The following is an 18,991-nucleotide window of genomic DNA, read 5'->3' on the forward strand; positions in this document are numbered from 1 at the left end:
CCCCCATCTCAAGGCCCTCCTGCTGGCTCTCGCGCTGTGCGCCGCAGGCGCCTGGGCGCAGGACCCTGCGCCCGAGACCACGCCCACGGTGGCGTCGCTGCGAACCCAGCTCGAGGCCGTGCCGTCACAGATCGAGACCACCGCCAGCGTGCGCAGCGTGGTCGAGCAGCTCAACGCGATCAGTGCCTCGACCGACAAGTTCATCGCCGCCCGCACCGGCGATCTCAACGACCTCAACGCCCGACTCGGTGAACTCGGCAACGCGCCAGCCGCCGGCGCGAGCGAGAACCCCGACATCACCCGCCGCCGGGCCACGCTGACCAAGGAGCGCAACTCGCTCGATGCCGACATCCGGCTCGCACGGCTGGTGTCGGTGGATGCCCAGCAGCGCGCCAGCGAGTTGCTGGCCAAGCGCCGCGCCCTGTTCGAAGCCCAGCTGACCGAGCGCGCGCCCTCGCCGCTCGGGCGGGAATTCTGGGAGGACATCGACGACGCCTGGTCCGGCGACGTGGCCCGGCTCGAGCAACTCGGTGCCGAAGTGGAAGACGGCTTCGAGACCGCGCGCCAACCGGCCCATGCGGCCGCCGTGCTCGGCACGCTGGCGCTCGCCCTGCTGGTGGCCGTGCTGGGCAACTGGCTGGCCGAGCAAGCGCTGACCCGCTTCGCCGCGCGCTTCCTGCCACCCGGACGGCTGCGGCGCTCGCTGCTCGTGATCGCGATCGTCACCACCAACGTGCTGCTGGTGGGGCTGGCGGCGCAGGGCGTGTTCGCGGTGTTCGACAGCCATGGCATCTGGGGGCCCCAGACCCGCAAGCTCGGTCAGAGCGTGGTGCAGTCGAGCATCTTCATCGCCTTCGTGGTGGGACTGGGCCGCGCGCTGCTCTCCAACGGGCGGCCTTCGTGGCGATTGCCGCCGATCTCGGACCCGATGGCCGCGCGGCTCGCACCCTTTCCATGGGTCATGGCGCTGGTGTCCGTGGTCGTGTGGGCGCCGACCCAGGTCAATGCCGTGGTCGAGGCGAGCTTCGCCGCGGTGGTCGCTACCCACGTGATGACCGCCCTGATCCTGACGGCCATGATCGGCGCCATGCTGCTGCGCCTGCGCAGCGCGCCGGTGGCCGAGGCGCCGGCCGCCGAGGCGGCGCCGAGCGAGCCGAGCCCGGCGCCGGCACCCGGCGCGTCCTCCGTGGCCGAGTCCGACTCCGGCGGCCTCGAACGTCCGATGTGGGTCGGTGTGCTGCTGGCCGGGGTCACGCTGGTGCTAATCGCGATCTGGGTACTGGTGGCGATCGGCTACGTTGCGATGGCCAGCTTTCTGGCCAGCCAGCTCACCTGGGCCGGCATCGTGGCGGCCGCTTTCTACGTGCTGTTCAAGTTCGCCGACGATCTGTTCACGGCGGTGGTGTCGTCGCGCAGCAACTTCGGCCAGAAGCTGCAGCTGAGCTTCGGCCTGCAGCCGCGCACCCTCGACCAGGCGGCGGCGGTGCTCTCCGGCCTGAGCCGCGTGATCCTGTTCTTCTACATGGTGATCGCGCTGGCGACGCCGCTGGGCACCAGCCCCGGCGAGGTCTACCAGCGCAGCGGCAAGTTCGGCAGCGGCATCAAGATCGGCGAGATCCTGCTGGTGCCCAGTGCCATCATCAGCGCGGTGACGGTGCTGGTGATCGGCTTCATCGCCCTGCGGGTGGTCAAGCGCTGGCTGGAGCAGCGCTACCTGCCGCACACCGGCCTCGAGCCCGGAATGCAGAGCTCGATCACCACCCTGCTCGGCTACGTCGGCGGGATCATGGTGGTGGCCTTCGGACTGTCGGCGCTCGGCATCGGCATCGAGCGCATCGCCTGGGTGGCGAGCGCGCTGTCGGTCGGCATCGGCTTCGGTCTGCAGGCGATCGTGCAGAACTTCATCTCGGGCCTGATCCTGCTGGCCGAACGGCCGGTCAAGGTCGGCGACTGGGTGGTGCTCGGCAATGCCGAGGGCGACGTGCGCCGCATCAACGTGCGCGCCACCGAAATCCAACTGGGCGACCGCTCCACGATGATCGTGCCGAACTCGGAGTTCATCACCAAGACCGTGCGCAACATGACGCTCTCCAATGCCGAGGGTCGGGTGCTGATCCGCCTGCCGATGCCGCTGACGACCCACGCCAACCGGGCCCGCGAGGTGATGCTGGCCGCCTTCGCTAACCACCCGGGCGTGCTCGCCACCCCTGCCCCCGCGGTCACGCTCGAAGGCGTCGAGGTCGGTTTCCTGATCTTCCAGGCGGTGGCCTACGTGCAAAGCCCCCGGCTGGCCGGCGGAGTGCGCAGCGACGTCCTATTCGCGATGCTCGAGGGGCTGCGTACGGCAGACCTGCCGTTGGCCGCCTATCCGGGAGCACCGCCGTATCCAGGCGCCCCCGGCGCGCCGGCAGCCGTCGTTGCACCACCGCCGCCGGTCTTGCCGGGGCTCACCAGCTAGGCGCGCCGCCAGCCACCGCTCACCAGCCACTGGCTGGTGGCGCAGGACAGCACCAGGGCGGCATAGGTGAGCGTCTTGCCGTCGCGGCCGAAGACCATGAGTCCGGCCACCAAAATCGCCACGCCCACTATGAAATTGATAGCACCCTGAAGCCACCAGACCGGGGCTTTGGCAGACCTTCGCATTGCGACCCGGCCCAGCAGCGCGGTCAGGAAACCGACCGCGAAGGCCGGAGCGACGAAGTTCAGCAGGTGATTGAAAAGGTCCAGCGCTGACATGGCAGAGTGTTCGCCGTCCCGATCGCGGCCTTTTTCGCGGCCGCGGGTGGTCCGGGCCTTGCTTATTTTATAATCAAGAGCTATGTCAGTCTGGGCCCTCGGCTTGAACCACACGACCGCGCCGCTCGACCTGCGCGGTCGTTTTGCGTTCGCCATCGACCAGATAGCCCCGACGCTGCACAGCCTGCGCACGTCTTTCGGCTCGAACCGGCATCCCGGCGTCGAGGCCGCGATCATCTCGACCTGCAACCGCACCGAGATCTATTGCGCCGCCGACCAGATGGCGCTCGAGCACACGGTCGACTGGCTGGCCCGCAGCGGCGGCGTCTCGCCGGCCCTGCTGCGCTCGCAYGCCTACACGCTGTACGACCACCACGCCGCGCGCCACGCCTTCCGCGTCGCCAGCGGGCTCGACTCGATGGTGCTCGGCGAAGCCCAGATCCTCGGCCAGATGAAGGACGCCGTGCGCGCCGCCGAGACCGCCGGCGCGCWTGGCAGCACGCTCAATCAGTTGTTTCAGCGCTCTTTCGCGGTCGCCAAGGAGGTCCGTACCGCGACCGAGATCGGCGCCCATTCGATCAGCATGGCGGCGGCGGCGGTGCGATTGGCCGGCCAGCTGTTCGAGGACCTGCAGCAGACCCGGGTGCTGTTCATCGGCGCCGGCGAGATGATCGACCTCGCGGCGACGCATTTCGCGGCCCGGCAGCCCAAGTCCATCGTGATCGCCAACCGCACGCTGGAGCGCGGCGAAAAGCTGGCCTCGCGCTTCGGCGGTGAAGCCATGCGGCTGGCCGACCTGCCGGCCCGGCTGGCGGAGTTCGACATCGTCGTCAGCTGCACCGCCAGCACGCTGCCGCTGATCGGGCTCGGCGCCGTCGAGCGGGCGCTCAAGGTGCGGCGGCACCGCCCGATGTTCATGGTCGACCTGGCGGTGCCGCGCGACATCGAGCCCGAGGTCAAGGCGCTCGAGGACATCTACCTCTACACGGTGGACGACCTCGCCCAGGTCGTGCAGCAGGGCCACGCCAACCGGCAGGCGGCCGTGGCGCAAGCCGAAGTCATCATCGATGCCGGCGTCCAGAGCTTCATGCACTGGCTGGACCAGCGCGGCACGGTGCCGCTGATCCGGCAACTCAACGCCCAGACCGACGAATGGCGCGCCATCGAGCTGGCCCGCGCGCGCAAGCTGCTGGCCAAGGGCGAGAGCGTCGATGCCGTGCTCGAGGCGCTGTCGCGCGGGCTGACCCAGAAGTTGCTGCACGGCGCCCTGGCCGAACTTCATGCCGGCGATGCCGCGGCGCGCGAGCAGACGGCGCAGACCCTCTCGCGCCTGTTCCTGCGCAACGAACCGCGCAAAGAGCGTTAGCGACGCAGGTCGACCCGGCGGCGCCGCGCGCTGCCACGCCCGCGGCCGCATCGCCGGTTGCGCCCTTCTCACCCGCCCCGTCCCGCCATCCCGTGAAACCCTTCCTGCGTCACCAACTCGAGCGCTACGCGCAACGCCTCGGCGAACTCGACTTCCTGCTCTCGCGCGAGGACATCATGTCCGACATGGCGCAGTACCGCACCATCTCGCGCGAGCATGCCGAGGTGACGCAGATCGCCGGCCGCTACAGCCGCTACCGGCAGCGCGAGGCCGACGTCGCCAGCGCCCGCGAGATGGTCGACGACCCCGACATGGCAGAGATGGCGCAGGAGGAAATCGCCGCCGCCGAAGCCGAGCTGCTGCAGCTGGACGACGAGCTGCAGCGCCTGCTGCTGCCCAAGGACCCGGACGACAGCCGCAACGCCTTCCTCGAAATCCGCGCCGGCACCGGCGGCGACGAATCGGCGCTGTTCGCCGGCGACCTGCTGCGCATGTACACGCGCTATGCCGAGCGCGCCGGCTGGCGCTGCGAGATCGTGAGCGAGAGCCCGAGCGAGCTCGGCGGCTACAAGGAAGTGGTGATCCGGATCGTCGGCGACGGCGTGTTCGGCAAGCTGCGCTTCGAATCCGGCGGCCATCGCGTGCAGCGGGTGCCGGCCACCGAGACGCAGGGCCGCATCCACACCAGCGCCTGCACGGTCGCCGTGCTGGCGGAGCCCGACGAGGCGCAGGCGGTGCAGATCAACCCGGCCGACCTGCGCATCGACACCTACCGCGCCAGCGGCGCCGGCGGTCAGCACATCAACAAGACCGACTCGGCAGTGCGCATCACGCATATCCCGACCGGCATCGTGGCCGAATGCCAGGACGACCGCAGCCAGCACCGCAACAAGGCCAAGGCGCTGCAGGTGCTGTCGGCGCGGATCCAGGAAAAGGACCGCAGCGAGCGCGCGGCCAAGGACGCCGCCATGCGCAAGGGCCTGATCGGTACCGGCGACCGCTCGGACCGCATCCGCACCTACAACTTCCCGCAGGGCCGGCTCACCGACCACCGCATCAACCTGACGCTCTACAAGCTGCTCGCGATCACGGAAGGCGACCTCGGCGATGTGCTGGCCGCCCTGCAGGCAGCGCGCGAGGCCGAGCAGCTGGCCGAGCTCGAAGCCAGCCTGCCGACGTGACGGCATCGCCCAAGCACCGGCCCTCGACTGCGGCGCAGATGCTGGCCGCGGCGGCGGCTCTCGGCATCGACCGGCTCGATGCCCAGCTGCTGCTGCTGCATGCGCTGGGCCGCGCCGCGAGCGAGCGCGCCTGGCTGCTGGCCCATGACACCGACACGCTGGCCGACGGCATCTGGGCCGACTTCGAGCAGCTGTGCAGCCGCCGGCGGTCCGGCGAACCGGTGGCCTATCTGGTCGGCGAGAAGGAGTTCCACGGCCTGCGCCTGCAGGTCGACGCCCGCGTGCTGGTGCCGCGGCCCGACACCGAGACGCTGGTCGAATGGGCACTGCAGTGCCTGGACGGACGGAGCGCCCCGGCGGTGCTCGATCTCGGCACCGGCAGCGGCGCGATCGCCCTGGCGATTCAGCATGCCCGCCGCGACGCCTGGGTCGCGGCGGTCGATGCCAGCGCCGACGCGCTGGCGGTGGCCCGCGCCAACGCGGCACGGCTCGGCCTGCCGGTGCGCTTCGTCCAGGCCGACTGGCTGGACGGTGCCGAGCGCGGGCTGGACCTGATCGTCTCGAATCCGCCCTACATCGTGGCCGGCGACCCGCACCTGGCCGCGTTGCGCCACGAACCCCGGCAGGCTCTGGTGTCGGGTGCCGACGGACTGGACGACATCCGACGCATCGTCCGGGCCGCCCCGGACCACCTGAAAGACGGCGGCTGGCTGCTGCTCGAGCACGGCTACGACCAGGCCGGCGCGGTGCGGCAGTTGCTGGCCGAGCACGGCTTCGAAGCCGTCCAAAGCCGCGACGACCTCGCCGGCATCGCGCGCTGCTCGGGCGGAATCCGGCCGGGAGTGAAATAATCCGGCCAGTCCAATATTCAGGAGTCACCCATGTCCGACACCCAGCAGCGCATCGACGAACTCGTCAAGAGCAACGACCTCGTGCTCTTCATGAAAGGCAATGCCAGTTTCCCGATGTGCGGCTTCTCGGGTCGCGCGATCCAGATCCTCAAGGCTGTCGGGGTCGACACCCGCACCCTCAAGACCGTCAACGTGCTGGACGACGCCGAAGTGCGCCAGGGCATCAAGGAATACAGCAACTGGCCGACCATTCCCCAGCTCTATGTCAGGGGCGAGTTCGTGGGCGGCTCCGACATCCTGATGGAGATGTACGAGTCGGGCGAACTGCAGCAGATGCTGAACAGCAACCCCGCCTGACCCGGCCTGTGACCGTCGCGCGACAGATCCTCAAAACCCGCCAAAGCGAGAAAACCTAGGCATCCCGCGAACCCGGGCACGGCTTATGCTGTCCAAAGAGTGTTCGAAACCGGAGGTGCCCATGGAATCCCGCAGTCTCGTCCCCGCGTCGCCGTCATTCCAGCTGCCGGTCGCCAACCTGCGCAGCGTGTTCCAGACGCACGACGTCGAGCGCAAGCTCGCCAAGCTCCCCGAACGCGAGCACGAGCACTTGCGCACCACTTACGAGCGCATGCTCGAACGCGGCCCCGATCGCTTCCAGGTCAAGCCCAGCGGCGTGCCCGAGATGACCGCGCTCTATGCCCAGCTGCCCAACTTCACCGAGGTGCTCGACGACGTGCGCCGCCATGTGGCGCTGGCGCAGGACAGCCGCGACGGGCTCGAGATGACGCCGATGCTGCTGCTCGGCGCCCCCGGCATCGGCAAGACCCATTTCGCGAAGAAGCTGGCCGAACTGCTCGGCACCGGCATGTCGCTGGTGCCGATGAACTCGATGACCGCCGGCTGGCTGCTCTCGGGCGCCTCCTCGCAATGGAAGGGCTCGAAGCCCGGCAAGGTGTTCGAAGCGCTGGTCGAGGGCCAGTACGCCAATCCGGTGATGGTGATCGACGAGATCGACAAGGCCGGCAGCGACAGCCAGTACGACCCGCTGGGCGCGCTCTACAACCTGCTCGAACACGACACCGCGCACGCCTTCGTCGACGAGTTCGCCGAAGTGCCGATCGATGCCAGCCAGGTGATCTGGATCACGACGGCCAACGACCCGCGCGGCATCCCGGAGCCGATCCTCAACCGCATGAACGTGTTCGAGATCGAGCCCCCCTCGCCCGCGGCGGCACGCCAGATCGCGCGCCAGCTCTATGCCTCGATCCGGTCCGAACACGACTGGGGTCGCCGGCTGGCCGAAGAACCCGGCGCGGACGTGCTCGATCAGTTGGCCACGCTGGCACCGCGCGAGATGCGGCGCGCCCTCATGACCGGCTTCGGCAATGCCCGGCTGGCGGGCCGCGAGGAGGTCCGGGTCGAGGACCTGCCGCGCGCCAGCGCCGCCCGCAGCCGGATCGGGTTCGTCCAGTAGCGGCTCTGGCGGCCGRCTTCTCATGGCACCATGTCGGTCTTCATCGGCCGACCCATGACCCTGACACAGAACCTCCTGATCATCGTCGCGCTGATCGGGACCAGCGCCTTCTTCTCCCTCGCCGAGATCTCGCTGGCGGCCTCGCGCCGCCTGAGGCTTCGCCAGATGGCGGACGAAGGCGACGCGCGTGCCGAACGCGTGATGCGCATCCAGGAGCAGCCGGGCCACTATTTCACCGTGGTGCAGATCGGCCTCAACGCGGTCGCGATCCTCGGCGGCGTGGTCGGCGAAGGCGCGCTGAGCCCGTACTTCGCGCGCCTGTTCGAGTTCTGGCTCAGCGCCGATGCGGCGAAGACCGCGGCCTTCCTGGCCTCCTTCGTCACCATCATCTCGATCTTCCTGGTGTTCGCCGACCTGTTCCCCAAGCGCCTGGGCATGAGCAGCCCCGAACTCCTCGCGGTGCGCATGGTCGGGCCGATGCAGGTGCTGATCACCACTTTCAAGCCCCTGGTGTGGCTGTTCACGATGTCCACCGACCTGCTCTTCAAGCTGCTCGGCATGCCGTTGCAGCGCGACGAGAAGATCACCTCGGCCGACATCCTCGCGATGACCGAGGCGGGCGCCCGCGCCGGCGTGCTCGCGGTCCGCGAGCAGCAGGTGATCGCCAATGTGTTCGAGCTCGACACCCGCTTGGTCAGCAGCGTGATGACCTCGCGCGACCGCATCGCCTGGTTCCTGCGCGACGACCCCGAATCGGTGCTGCGCGCGCGCATCGTGGCCGAGCCCTTCTCGGCCTATCCGGTGTGCGGAGGCGACATCGACCACGTGCTGGGCTATGTCGACGCCAAGGAGATGTTCCAGCGCGTGCTGAGCGGCCAGCCGCTGTCCTTCGACCACGGCCTGCCGCTGCACAAGGCTCTGGTGATCCCCGACCGCCTGTCCCTGACCGAGGTGCTCGAGCTGTTCCAGCAGGCCCATGAGGACTTCGCGATCATCGTCAACGAGTACAGCCTGGTGGTTGGCGTCATCACGCTCAACGATGTCATGAGCACGGTGATGGGCGACCTGGTCGGCCTGCAGGACGAGGAGCAGCAGATCGTCAAGCGCGACGAGAATTCCTGGCTGATCGACGGCGTGACCCCGATCCAGGACGTGCAGCGCGCGCTCGACATCGAGAGGCTGCCGCACGACGACGAATACGAGACCTTGGCCGGCTTCCTGATGRTGATGCTGCGCCGGGTGCCCAAGCGCACCGACAGCGTCAGTTGGGCCGGCTACACCTTCGAGGTGATGGACGTCGACAGCTTCCGCATCGACCAGGTGATGGTCACCCGCGGGACCGCGGCCTCGAAGGCGTGACGCTCAATCCAGTGGCCGGTCCTTGAAGACCCAGATCCGCTGGTTCGCGAACACCGCGTCCGGATACGGCGAGCGGCCACGGCTGCCGTTGTAGCGCCCCAGCGTCATGAACAGGTCGCCCTGCTCCCGGTCCAGGTAGTGGCGCAGGATCACGCAGCCGAAGCGCAGGTTGGTCTGCATGTGGAACAGCTTGGACGGGTCGCTGTCGCCGATCACCCGGGTCCAGAAGGGCATCACCTGCATGTAGCCGCGGGCGCCCGCACTCGACACCGCGAACTTGCGGAAGTTGCTTTCGACCTGGATCAGCCCCAGCACCAGGCTGACGTCGAGCCCGGCGCGGCGCGCCTCGTACCAGACGGCCTGCAGGAAATCCTTGCGCGTCGGCCAGTCGGCGAGCTTCTTCTTGAGCCGCTCGCTCATGGCGCCGAGCCAGCGCAGATAGGCCATGCGGGCCTCGGTGTCGCCGAATTCCGGTATCGGCGGGGCCTTGTTCTGGATCACCGAGCTCAGCGCGGTGCGCACCGAGTCGATCAGCGGCTCCTCGATCTGGGCCCCGGCGACGGCGCTCTGCGGCAGGGCCAGCGAGAGCGCGCCGGCTGCCGCGCCGCCGAGGCACTGTCGCCTGGAAAGGCCCGAGGCTTTCAAGGCTGCAGGCTCAGGCCGCCGCGAGGCGTCCCGTGATGAAGTTGGCGATGCCGGCGGCCGGCACCTTGGTGGCCGCGGTGTCGCGGCGATGCTGGTACTCGAGCTGGCCTTCCTTCAGGCCACGGTCGGAAATGACGACGCGATGCGGCACGCCGATCAGCTCCCAGTCGGCGAACATCGCGCCCGGGCGTTCGCCGCGGTCGTCGAGCAGCACGTCGACACCGGCGGCCAGCAGCTGCTCGTAGAGCGCCTCGGCCGCGGTCTTGACCTCGGCGCTGCGGTCCATGCCGATCGGGCAGACCACCACCGTGAACGGCGCGATCGCATCGGGCCAGATGATCCCGCGCTCGTCGTTGTTCTGCTCGATCGCGGCCGCCGGCAGCCGCGTGATGCCAATGCCGTAGCAGCCCATCTCGAGGAACTGGGGCTTGCCGGCTTCGTCCAGAAAGGTTGCGTTCATCGGCTTGCTGTACTTGGTGCCGAGCACGAACACATGGCCGACTTCGATGCCGCGCTCGATCGCGAGCAGGCCCTTGCCGTCGGGCGAGCGATCGCCCGCCACCACGTTGCGGAGGTCGGCCACCGCTTCGGGCTCGGGCAGGTCGCGGCCCCAGTTGACGCCGGTCAGGTGGAAGTCGACCTCGTTGGCGCCGCAGATCCAGTCGGCCATAACCACCACTTCGCGGTCGGCGACGATCTTCAAGGGCTGCTTGGGGTTCAGCGGGCCCAGGTAGCCGGGCTGACAGCCGAAATGATCCTCGATCTCGGTCACGGTGGCGAAGCGGAAGCCCTGGTCGAGGCCGGGCACCTTGCTCACCTTGATCTCGTTCATGTCGTGGTCGCCGCGCAGCAGCAGCAGCCAGACCGTCACCTTCTTGATGTTGCCGGCCGGGTCCAGTTCATCGGTGGCCAGCACCAGCGATTTCACCGTGGTGGCCAGCGGCACGCCGAGCAGTGCGGCGACGTCCTCGCAGGTGCTCTTGCCCGGCGTTGGCGTCTTCGCGAGCGCAGCGGTGGCCGCGCCGCGCGGACCGGCCGGTGCCAGCGCCTCGGCCTTTTCCATGTTTGCGGCGTAGTCGCTATCGGGGCAGTAGACGATCGCGTCCTCGCCAGTAGCCGCGATGACCTGGAACTCCTGGCTGACATCGCCGCCGATGGCGCCGCTGTCGGCCGCCACGGCGCGGTAGCGCAGCCCGAAGCGGTCGAAGGCCCGGCGGTAGGCATCGGACATGATCTTGTAGCTGGCCTTGGCACCGTCGAGGTCGCGGTCGAAGCTGTAGGCGTCCTTCATGATGAATTCGCGCCCGCGCATCAGGCCGAAGCGCGGCCGGCGCTCGTCCCGGAACTTGGTCTGGATCTGGTAGAAGTTCTTCGGCAGCTGCTTGTAGCTGCGGATTTCCTGGCGGGCGATGTCGGTCACGACCTCTTCGCTGGTCGGCTGGATGACGAAATCGCGGTCATGCCGGTMCTTGATGCGCATCAGTTCGGGGCCGTAGCCCTGGAAGCGACCGGCCTCCTGCCAGATCTCGGCCGGCTGCACCACGGGCATCGCCAACTCGACCGCGCCGGCCCGGTTCATTTCCTCGCGCACGATGGCCTCGACCTTGCGGATCACGCGCAAGCCCATGGGCATGTAGGTGTAGATGCCGGTGCCCAGCTTCTTGATCATGCCGGCCCGCATCATCAGGCGGTGGCTGGCGACCTCGGCATCGGCGGGCGCTTCCTTGAGGGTGGAGATAAAGAATCGGGAAGCTTTCATCGGTCTCGAAGGGGGCTGGAACGGGTGGTCGGGAGGGCAGGTCCTGAACGGTCCTGGAACCGGTCGCTTGCCGTGCGCAACCCGACATGCATAATCGACTCAGTTCAAAAAAATTGGGGTTTGATTATGCTCGACCGGGACGGCTTCAGGCCCAACGTCGGCATCATCCTGCTCAACCAGAGAAACCAGGTTTTCTGGGGCAAGCGCATTCGCACCCATTCCTGGCAGTTCCCGCAAGGCGGCATCGATCGCGGCGAAAGTCCCGAGCAGGCCATGTTCCGGGAACTGCACGAGGAAGTGGGTCTCCATCCGGAGCATGTGCGGATCGTTGCCCGTACCCGCGACTGGTTGCGCTACGAGGTGCCGGATCGGTTCATCCGCCGTGACGCACGGGGCCACTACAAGGGCCAGAAGCAGATCTGGTATTTGCTGCAGCTGACCGGTCACGACTGGGACCTGAACCTGCGCGCCACCGACCATCCGGAGTTCGACGCCTGGCGCTGGCATGACTACTGGGTGCCGCTCGACGTCGTGGTCGAATTCAAGCGCGGCGTCTATGAGATGGCGCTGACCGAACTCGCCCGCTACCTGCCAAGGCAGGATTTCCGCAACCGCTTCCTGCGCAGCAATGTGCGGGCCCGCGAATTCGAGCGCCATCCGCCCGGCCCGGGCCACGAACCGACTTTCGAGCTGCCGCCCGGCGCCAGCTTCGATCCCAACCCGAATGCCCATCTTGCCAACGACCCTGCCTCGACCAACGACCCGTCCCCTCTTCCGCGCTAGCCGCACCCTTCTACTGGCCTGCGTGCTGGGCGGCGCCGGCCTGGCTCAAGCGCAGCTGTTCGGCGACGTCGACTGGAAGGAAAGCGAGGTGCCGCCGCCGCCGGCCTTCAACGCCGACAAGCTGGTGGCCATCGACATGCCGCGCTACATGACGCTCAAGTTCGGCGTCGACCCGGCGACGATCACGCTCACCAAGGACGGCGTGGTTCGCTATGTGGTGGTCGCGGCCCACAAGGAGGGCGGTGGCTTCAATGCCTTCTACGAGGGCCTGCGCTGCGCCACGGCCGAGTACAAGAGCTACGCGCGCTTCAACAACGGAAGTTGGGACCTGACGCCGGCACCCGAATGGAAACGCCTCGGCGACCGCAACTCGAGCTACACCAAGGCCCTGGCGGCCCAGGCCTTGTGCCGTGGCGATGCGCCGCGCGCCTCGGTTGGCGAAATGATCCGCTTCCTCAAGGCGCCGGTGCGCGAAGTGGAATAGCATTGCGCGGGGCCGTCAGCCCTGCAGCAGCACCATGTTGTCGCGGTGGACCATCTCGGGCTCCGCCACGTAGCCCAGCAGGCGCTCGAACTCCGACGACGGCTTGCGGCACAGCATCCGCGCCTCGGCGCTCGAATAGTTGGCCAGGCCGCGTCCGAGCTCGATGCCCTGTTGGTCGCGGATGGCAATCACGTCGCCGCGCGAGAACTCGCCTTCGACGCCGGTCATGCCGATCGGCAGCAGGCTCTTGCCCTCGCCGCGCAGCTTGGCCGCCGCGCCGTCATCCACCGAGACCGAACCTCGCAGCTGCAGGTGGTCGGCCATCCAGCGCTTGCGCGCCTGGTGCTTGGCGGTCTGCGCCACCAGCAGCGTGCCGATGGCTTCGCCGCGCGTCAGCCGCAGCAGGGCGTCGGGCTCGCGACCCCAAGCGATCACCGTCGAGGCACCGGAACCGGCCGCCCGCTTGGCAGCCAGGATCTTCGTGATCATGCCGCCACGCCCGATGCTGCTGCCCGCTCCCCCGGCCATCGCCTCGAGTTCGGGGTCGCCGGCCGCCGCTTCGTCGACGAAGCGGGCCTCGGGATCCTTGCGCGGATCGGCCGTGTACAGGCCCTTCTGATCGGTCAGGATGACCAGCGCATCGGCCTCGACCAGGTTGGCGACCAGCGCGCCCAGCGTGTCGTTGTCGCCGAACTTGATCTCGTCGGTGACCACCGTGTCGTTCTCGTTGATGACCGGCACCACGCCGAGCCCGAGCAGAGTCATCAGGGTCGAGCGCGCATTGAGATAGCGCTCGCGGTCGGCCAAGTCGGCGTGGGTCAGCAGCACCTGGGCGCTGCCCATGCCGTTCTCGCGCAGCTTGGTCTCGTAGACCTGCGCCAGCCCCATCTGGCCGACGGCGGCGGCGGCCTGAAGTTCGTGGATCTCATGCGGGCGCACGCGCCAGCCGAGCCGCTTCATGCCTTCGGCGATCGCGCCGCTCGACACCATCACGACCTCCCGGCCGTCGCGCACCAGGAACGCGAGTTGCCGGCACCATTCGCCGATGGCCTTTTCGTCCAGCCCGCGCCCCTCGTTGGTGACCAGGCTGGACCCCACCTTGACGACGATGCGGCGCGCGTCGCGCAGCACGGTAGAGCCTTGTATCGAACTCATAGCTGGAGATCGGGAAAACGTGGATCGACTTCGGTCGGCGGCTGCTCGGCCACCTGCTGCGCCTTGATGTGCTGGTAGATCGCCTGCACCAGCGGCTCGCAGCCTTCGCGCGTGAGGGCCGAGATCTCGAACACCGGGCCCTTGAAGCGCATCCGCTTGACGAAGTCCTTGACCTTCGCCGCGCGCTCGTCGTCGGCCACCATGTCGAGCTTGTTCAGCACCAGCCAGCGCGGCTTCTCGTAGAGCGCCTTGTCGTATTTCTTGAGCTCGCCGACGATCGCCTTGGCCTGCGCGACCGGGTCCACGCCCTCGTCGAAGGGGGCCAGGTCGATCACGTGCAGCAGCAGGCGGGTGCGCTGCAGATGGCGCAGGAACAGATGGCCGAGGCCGGCGCCTTCGGAGGCACCCTCGATCAGGCCCGGCAGGTCGGCGACCACGAAGCTCTGCTCCGGGCCCACGCGCACCACGCCGAGATTCGGATGCAGCGTCGTGAACGGATAGTCGGCAATGCGCGGGCGAGCGTTCGAGATGGCGCTGATCAGGGTCGACTTGCCGGCGTTCGGCATGCCCAGCAGGCCGACGTCGGCCAGCACCTTGAGCTCGAGCTTGAGGTTTTTCTTCTCGCCCGGCCAGCCGGGCGTCTTCTGCCGCGGCGCGCGGTTGATCGCACTCTTGAAGCGCATGTTTCCGAAGCCGCCGTCGCCGCCCTTGGCGATCGTGATGACCTCGCCGGGCGTCAGCAGTTCATACAGCACCTCGCCGGTCTCGACATCGGAAATGATGGTCCCGACCGGCATCTTCAGTGTGATGTCGTCGCCGGCGGCGCCGAACATGTCGGAGCCCATGCCGTGCTGGCCGCGCTTGGCGTCGTGGCGGCGCGAATAGCGGAAGTCGACCAGCGTGTTGAGGTTCGGGTCGGCGACCGCGAACACATGGCCGCCGCGACCTCCGTCACCGCCGTTCGGACCGCCGAACTCCTTGTACTTCTCATGGCGGAACGACACGCAGCCGTTGCCGCCGTCGCCGGCGGCGACGTCGATGAAGGCTTCGTCCACGAACTTCATGAGAATGTCCAGTCAGTCTACAAAATGAAAAAGCCCCGGCAAAGCGGGGCTCCGAGCAGATCGAAGTGACAGGGCTTACGCCGGCGTCACGTTGACCGTGTGCTTGTTGAGTGCACCCTTGGTGCCGAAGGACACCTTGCCTTCGACCAGGGCGAACAGCGTGTGGTCTTTGCCGATGCCGACGTTGACGCCGGGATGGAACTGGGTACCCCGCTGGCGCACGATGATCGAGCCTGCGCTGATCAGTTCTCCGCCGAAGCGCTTCACGCCGAGCATCTTGGGCTTGGAATCGCGCCCGTTTCGCGTTGAGCCGCCGCCTTTTTTCTGTGCCATGGAATGTGCTCCTTAGCCGGCGATCGCGCCGATTTGCAGTTCGGTGAACTGCTGGCGATGGCCTTGACGTTTCTGATAGTGCTTGCGACGGCGCATCTTGAAGATGCGAACTTTGTCGTGCTTGCCGTGCGACAGGACCGTGACCGTCACCGTGGCGCCGGACACCAGGGGCGTGCCGACCTTGATTTCGCTGCCGGTTCCGACTGCGAGCACTTGATCGATCACGATTTCCTGGCCCACGTCCGCAGCAATCTGTTCTACTTTAATTTTTTCGCCGGAAGCAACGCGATACTGCTTGCCACCGGTTTTTATGACCGCGTACATATTGACCTCTTGATCTTGTTCATCCGCTAGGATGGCCCCACGGCGAATTCCGTAGAGCCCACGATTATAGCACTTAGGGTGTTCTGCGCCACTGGCGGCGCCCCGCCGTGCCCGCGGGCGGGTCTGGCCGTCCCTATAATCGAAAGCTCCCGGCCATTGTGGCCTCCAGCGCCATCGTCGCACCTTCTGCAGCGCGCAAGCGCCCTCCCCTTTGTCAGTTCACGCCGCCGACACCTCTCCCGCCGCCGCCGTTCTCAGCTTGATCGCCGACGACATGGCCGGCGTCGATCTCGTGATCGCCCGTCGCCTCGACACCGGCGTGCCGCTGGTGAGCCAAGTCTCGAAATACATCATCTCAGCGGGAGGCAAGCGACTGCGCCCGGCCTTGCTGCTGCTGATGGCCGGCGCCCTCGGCTATCGCGGCGAGCAGCGGTTCAACCTGGCCGCCGTGGTGGAATTCATCCATACGGCCACCCTGCTGCATGACGACGTGGTCGACGAATCCACGCTGCGCCGCGGCCGCCCGACCGCCAACGAATCCTTCGGCAATCCCGCCAGCGTGCTGGTCGGCGACTTCCTCTACTCGCGCGCCTTCCAGATGATGCTGGACGCCAACGACGTGCGCGTGATGCAGATCCTCGCGGAGGCGACCAACGTGATCGCCGAAGGCGAGGTGCTGCAACTGATGAACATGCACGATGCCACGCTCGACGAGGAGGCTTACCTGCGGGTGATCCGCTCGAAGACCGCCAAGCTGTTCGAGGCCAGTACGCGGCTGGCCGCCGTGCTGGCCGGCGTGACGCCCGACGTGGAAGAAGCCTGCGCCGCATACGGGCAGGCGCTGGGCACGGCCTTCCAGGTCATCGACGACGTGCTGGACTATGCCGGCGATGCCAACGAGACCGGCAAGAACGTGGGCGACGACCTGCGCGAGGGCAAGACCACCTTGCCGCTGATCCTGGCCATGCAGCGCGGCACGCCCGAACAGAGCGCGCTGATCCGCAGCGCCATCGAGGCCGGTGATACCGCGCAACTGCCGCAGATCGTCGCCATCGTGCGCGAAACCGGCGCCCTCGAAGCCACCCGCGCCGCCGCGGCGGCCGAGGCGCAGCGCGCGATCGACGCACTTCGTGGTTTTTCTGCAAATTCGCACTCCGCGGCTTTGCTACAATTAGCGGCTCAGTTGCTTGAGCGACGCGCCTGACAACCTGCCCACGCGAGTGGACAGCACAGACGCTTCACATTGCTTGCAACCAGCACCATCGGGGTGTAGCTTAGCCTGGTAGAGCGCTACGTTCGGGACGTAGAGGCCGGAGGTTCGAATCCTCTCACCCCGACCAGCCTTTCAGGGCTGTAATTGCCAAATGCTTCGCGGAACTTTGCCGCGCAGCGGTTTACAGCGCTTGGGCGATCAGCGATGATCGTGAAGCAAATTTTCACGTTTCTTACATTCGTTGAATGGCCGCAGCCGAACCCCTTGTCAAAGACAGCTCGCCGATTGCCCTTCCGGGCCTGGCGCGCGCACTTGTTTCGGCCGGAAAGCTCCCCGCCAAGACCGCGGAAGACATCTATCAGAAGTCCCTCAGCGCCAGAACCAGCTTCATCGCCGAACTGACCGGCACCGGCGCCGTCTCGGCCGCCGACCTGGCCCACACGCTGTCGAGCGCCTTCGGGGCCCCACTGCTCGACCTCGACGCCATCGACCCGCAGCGCCTGCCCAAGGACCTGCTGGACCCCAAGCTGTGCCAGGCCTACCGGGTCGTGGTGCTCAGCAAACGCAACAATCGTCTCATTGTCGCCACAGCCGATCCCTCGGACCAGCAGGCAGCGGAAAAGATCAAGTTCGCCTCGCAGATGGGCGTGGACTGGGTCATCGCTGAGTACGACAAGCTCTCCCGGATGATCGAGGCGGCCGCGGTGACCGCCGCCGAGACAATCGACAGCATCATCGGGGCCGAGTTCGAGTTCGACGAGGTGTCGGCCGATGCGCCGAGCGAAAGCAACGACCCGGCGGTGGCCGAAGTCGAGGACGCGCCGGTCGTTCGCTTCCTGCACAAGATGCTGCTGGACGCCTTCAGCATGCGGGCCTCGGACATCCACTTCGAGCCCTACGAGCACAATTACCGGGTCCGTTTCCGGATCGACGGCGAACTGCGCGAGATCGCCAGCCCGCCGACGGTCATCAAGGACAAGCTGGCGTCGCGCATCAAGGTCATCTCCCGGCTCGACATCTCCGAGAAGCGCATCCCGCAGGACGGCCGGATGAAGCTCAAGATCGGCCCCGAGCGCGTGATCGACTTCCGGGTCAGCACCCTGCCGACACTGTTTGGCGAGAAGATCGTGATCCGGATCCTGGACCCGAGCAGCGCCCGGYTGGGCATCGATGCCCTTGGCTATGACGCCGACGAGAAGGAGCGCCTGCTCGCGGCTATCAGCCGCCCCTATGGCATGGTGCTGGTCACCGGTCCCACCGGCTCCGGCAAGACGGTGTCGCTCTACACCTGCCTGAACCTTCTCAACAAGGCGGGCGTGAACATCGCGACCGCCGAAGACCCGTCCGAAATCAACCTGCCCGGCGTCAACCAGGTGAATGTCAACGAGAAGGCTGGCCTGACCTTCGCGACCGCGCTGAGGGCCTTCCTGCGGCAGGATCCCGACATCATCATGGTCGGCGAAATCCGCGACCTCGAAACCGCCGACATCTCGATCAAGGCGGCGCAAACCGGCCACCTGGTGCTCTCGACGCTGCACACCAACGACGCGCCGACCACGCTCACGCGGATGCGCAACATGGGCATTGCGCCCTTCAACATCGCCTCCAGCGTGATCCTGATCACGGCCCAGCGGCTGGCGCGGCGCCTGTGCATCGTGTGCCGCGCGCCGGCCGAGCTGCCGCGCCAGGCCCTGCTCGACGCCGGCTTCAAGGACCGCGACCTGGACGGCTCCTGGAAGCCCTATCACCCGGTCGGCTGCTCGGCCTGCAACAGCGGCTACAAGGGACGCGTCGGCATCTACCAGGTGATGCCGATCACCGAGGAGATCCAGCAGATCATCCTGCGCGACGGCAGCGCGCTCGACATCGCCAAGCAGGCCGAGTCCGAGGGGGTCAGGTCGCTGCGCCAGTCGGGCCTGAAGAAGGTCATGCAGGGCCTGACCTCGCTCGAAGAAGTGCTGGCAGTCACCAACGAATAACACGCGTCAGCAGGCACGCATCAGCAGCACACGGAGAAGCGGAGATCCCATGGCAACGGCAACAGCATCGTCCCGAACGGTCAAGGAATTCGTCTTCGAATGGGAAGGCAAGGACCGCAACGGCAAGACCGTGCGCGGCGAAGTCCGCGCCGCCGGCGAGAACCAGGTGCAGGCCGCGCTCCGGCGCCAGGGCATTCTCACGACCAAGATCAAGAAGCGCCGGATGCGCTCGGGCAAGGCGATCAAGCCCAAGGACATCGCGATCTTCACGCGCCAGTTGGCGAC

At 67.3% G+C, this 18,991-nt stretch carries 18 protein-coding genes, 1 tRNA gene and 1 pseudogene; 13 read left to right on the plus strand and 7 right to left on the minus strand.

Annotation, left to right across the window (positions count from 1 at the left end):
- Positions 1-2,458 (plus strand): DUF3772 domain-containing protein (locus AC1DY5_RS11785; protein WP_478111467.1); only part of this gene is annotated, 2,458 nt, incomplete at its 5' end.
- On the opposite strand, the gene AC1DY5_RS11790 is transcribed toward AC1DY5_RS11785, so the two are convergent.
- Positions 2,455-2,736: a hypothetical protein gene (locus AC1DY5_RS11790; protein WP_478111468.1), complete on the minus strand. Its 282-nt coding sequence runs from the start codon at positions 2,734-2,736 to the stop codon at positions 2,455-2,457. The genes AC1DY5_RS11785 and AC1DY5_RS11790 overlap by 4 nt on opposite strands.
- Before the next feature lie 82 nt (positions 2,737-2,818).
- On the opposite strand from AC1DY5_RS11790, the gene hemA reads away from it, so the two are divergent.
- From hemA to paeA, 6 genes are all read left to right on the plus strand, one after another.
- Entirely contained in the window at positions 2,819-4,102 is a 1,284-nt protein-coding gene (hemA, locus tag AC1DY5_RS11795) for a glutamyl-tRNA reductase (RefSeq protein ID WP_478111469.1), read from the plus strand.
- A 92-nt stretch (positions 4,103-4,194) separates the two neighbouring features.
- Positions 4,195-5,283 carry a peptide chain release factor 1 gene (gene prfA / locus AC1DY5_RS11800; RefSeq protein WP_478111470.1) on the plus strand — a complete coding sequence of 363 codons (1,089 nt, stop codon included), beginning with the start codon at positions 4,195-4,197 and terminating at the stop codon, positions 5,281-5,283.
- Between the two features lie 38 nt (positions 5,284-5,321).
- Positions 5,322-6,134 carry a peptide chain release factor N(5)-glutamine methyltransferase gene (gene prmC / locus AC1DY5_RS11805; RefSeq protein ID WP_478111482.1) on the plus strand — a complete coding sequence of 271 codons (813 nt, stop codon included), beginning with the start codon at positions 5,322-5,324 and terminating at the stop codon, positions 6,132-6,134.
- Between the two features lie 30 nt (positions 6,135-6,164).
- Complete coding sequence (gene grxD / locus AC1DY5_RS11810) at positions 6,165-6,491, plus strand: Grx4 family monothiol glutaredoxin (protein ID WP_478111471.1); 327 nt, start codon at positions 6,165-6,167, stop codon at positions 6,489-6,491.
- A 121-nt stretch (positions 6,492-6,612) separates the two neighbouring features.
- Positions 6,613-7,608, plus strand: coding sequence for an AAA family ATPase (locus AC1DY5_RS11815; RefSeq protein WP_478111472.1), 996 nt, complete (start codon positions 6,613-6,615; stop codon positions 7,606-7,608).
- A 54-nt stretch (positions 7,609-7,662) separates the two neighbouring features.
- Complete coding sequence (gene paeA / locus AC1DY5_RS11820) at positions 7,663-8,967, plus strand: polyamine export protein PaeA (protein ID WP_478111473.1); 1,305 nt, start codon at positions 7,663-7,665, stop codon at positions 8,965-8,967.
- 3 nt (positions 8,968-8,970) lie between these two features.
- Here paeA and AC1DY5_RS11825 read toward each other — a convergent pair whose 3' ends face one another.
- Positions 8,971-9,612, minus strand: a complete 642-nt coding sequence (locus tag AC1DY5_RS11825; RefSeq protein WP_478111474.1) for a lytic transglycosylase domain-containing protein — start codon at positions 9,610-9,612, stop codon at positions 8,971-8,973.
- A gap of 10 nt (positions 9,613-9,622) precedes the next feature.
- Positions 9,623-11,371, minus strand: a complete 1,749-nt coding sequence (locus AC1DY5_RS11830) for a proline--tRNA ligase (RefSeq protein WP_478111475.1) — start codon at positions 11,369-11,371, stop codon at positions 9,623-9,625.
- A 126-nt stretch (positions 11,372-11,497) separates the two neighbouring features.
- On the opposite strand from AC1DY5_RS11830, the gene AC1DY5_RS11835 reads away from it, so the two are divergent.
- Both AC1DY5_RS11835 and AC1DY5_RS11840 read left to right on the plus strand, forming a co-directional pair.
- Positions 11,498-12,154 (plus strand): RNA pyrophosphohydrolase, encoded by a 657-nt coding sequence (locus AC1DY5_RS11835; protein ID WP_478111483.1) that lies wholly within the window; start codon positions 11,498-11,500, stop codon positions 12,152-12,154.
- Between the two features lie 22 nt (positions 12,155-12,176).
- Positions 12,177-12,638 carry a CNP1-like family protein gene (locus AC1DY5_RS11840; RefSeq protein ID WP_478111476.1) on the plus strand — a complete coding sequence of 154 codons (462 nt, stop codon included), beginning with the start codon at positions 12,177-12,179 and terminating at the stop codon, positions 12,636-12,638.
- Positions 12,639-12,653: 15 nt separating this feature from the next.
- On the opposite strand, the gene proB is transcribed toward AC1DY5_RS11840, so the two are convergent.
- From proB to rplU, 4 genes are all read right to left on the minus strand, one after another.
- On the minus strand, positions 12,654-13,793 hold the full coding sequence (gene proB / locus AC1DY5_RS11845; RefSeq protein ID WP_478111477.1) for a glutamate 5-kinase: 1,140 nt from the start codon (positions 13,791-13,793) through the stop codon (positions 12,654-12,656).
- A complete protein-coding gene (gene cgtA, locus AC1DY5_RS11850; RefSeq protein WP_478111478.1) occupies positions 13,790-14,857 on the minus strand; it encodes an Obg family GTPase CgtA in 1,068 nt (355 codons plus the stop codon). Before cgtA ends, proB begins: the two co-directional genes overlap by 4 nt.
- A 75-nt stretch (positions 14,858-14,932) precedes the next feature.
- Positions 14,933-15,190, minus strand: a complete 258-nt coding sequence (rpmA, locus tag AC1DY5_RS11855) for a 50S ribosomal protein L27 (protein ID WP_478111479.1) — start codon at positions 15,188-15,190, stop codon at positions 14,933-14,935.
- A 12-nt stretch (positions 15,191-15,202) separates the two neighbouring features.
- A complete protein-coding gene (gene rplU, locus AC1DY5_RS11860) occupies positions 15,203-15,514 on the minus strand; it encodes a 50S ribosomal protein L21 (RefSeq protein ID WP_286369298.1) in 312 nt (103 codons plus the stop codon).
- 211 nt (positions 15,515-15,725) lie between these two features.
- Between rplU and AC1DY5_RS11865 the strand changes: the two genes are divergently transcribed.
- The 4 genes and pseudogenes from AC1DY5_RS11865 to AC1DY5_RS11880 form a co-directional block, all read left to right on the plus strand.
- Positions 15,726-16,718: a polyprenyl synthetase family protein gene (locus AC1DY5_RS11865; RefSeq protein ID WP_478111480.1), complete on the plus strand. Its 993-nt coding sequence runs from the start codon at positions 15,726-15,728 to the stop codon at positions 16,716-16,718.
- A 59-nt stretch (positions 16,719-16,777) separates the two neighbouring features.
- A tRNA-Pro gene (locus AC1DY5_RS11870) sits at positions 16,778-16,854 on the plus strand.
- Between the two features lie 118 nt (positions 16,855-16,972).
- Positions 16,973-18,706 carry a type IV-A pilus assembly ATPase PilB gene (gene pilB / locus AC1DY5_RS11875; protein WP_478111481.1) on the plus strand — a complete coding sequence of 578 codons (1,734 nt, stop codon included), beginning with the start codon at positions 16,973-16,975 and terminating at the stop codon, positions 18,704-18,706.
- Positions 18,707-18,755: 49 nt separating this feature from the next.
- Positions 18,756-18,991: pseudogene (locus AC1DY5_RS11880) on the plus strand (type II secretion system F family protein); the annotation flags it as partial.

The sequence above is a fragment of the Variovorax sp. P4_D9 genome, from assembly GCF_056401695.1.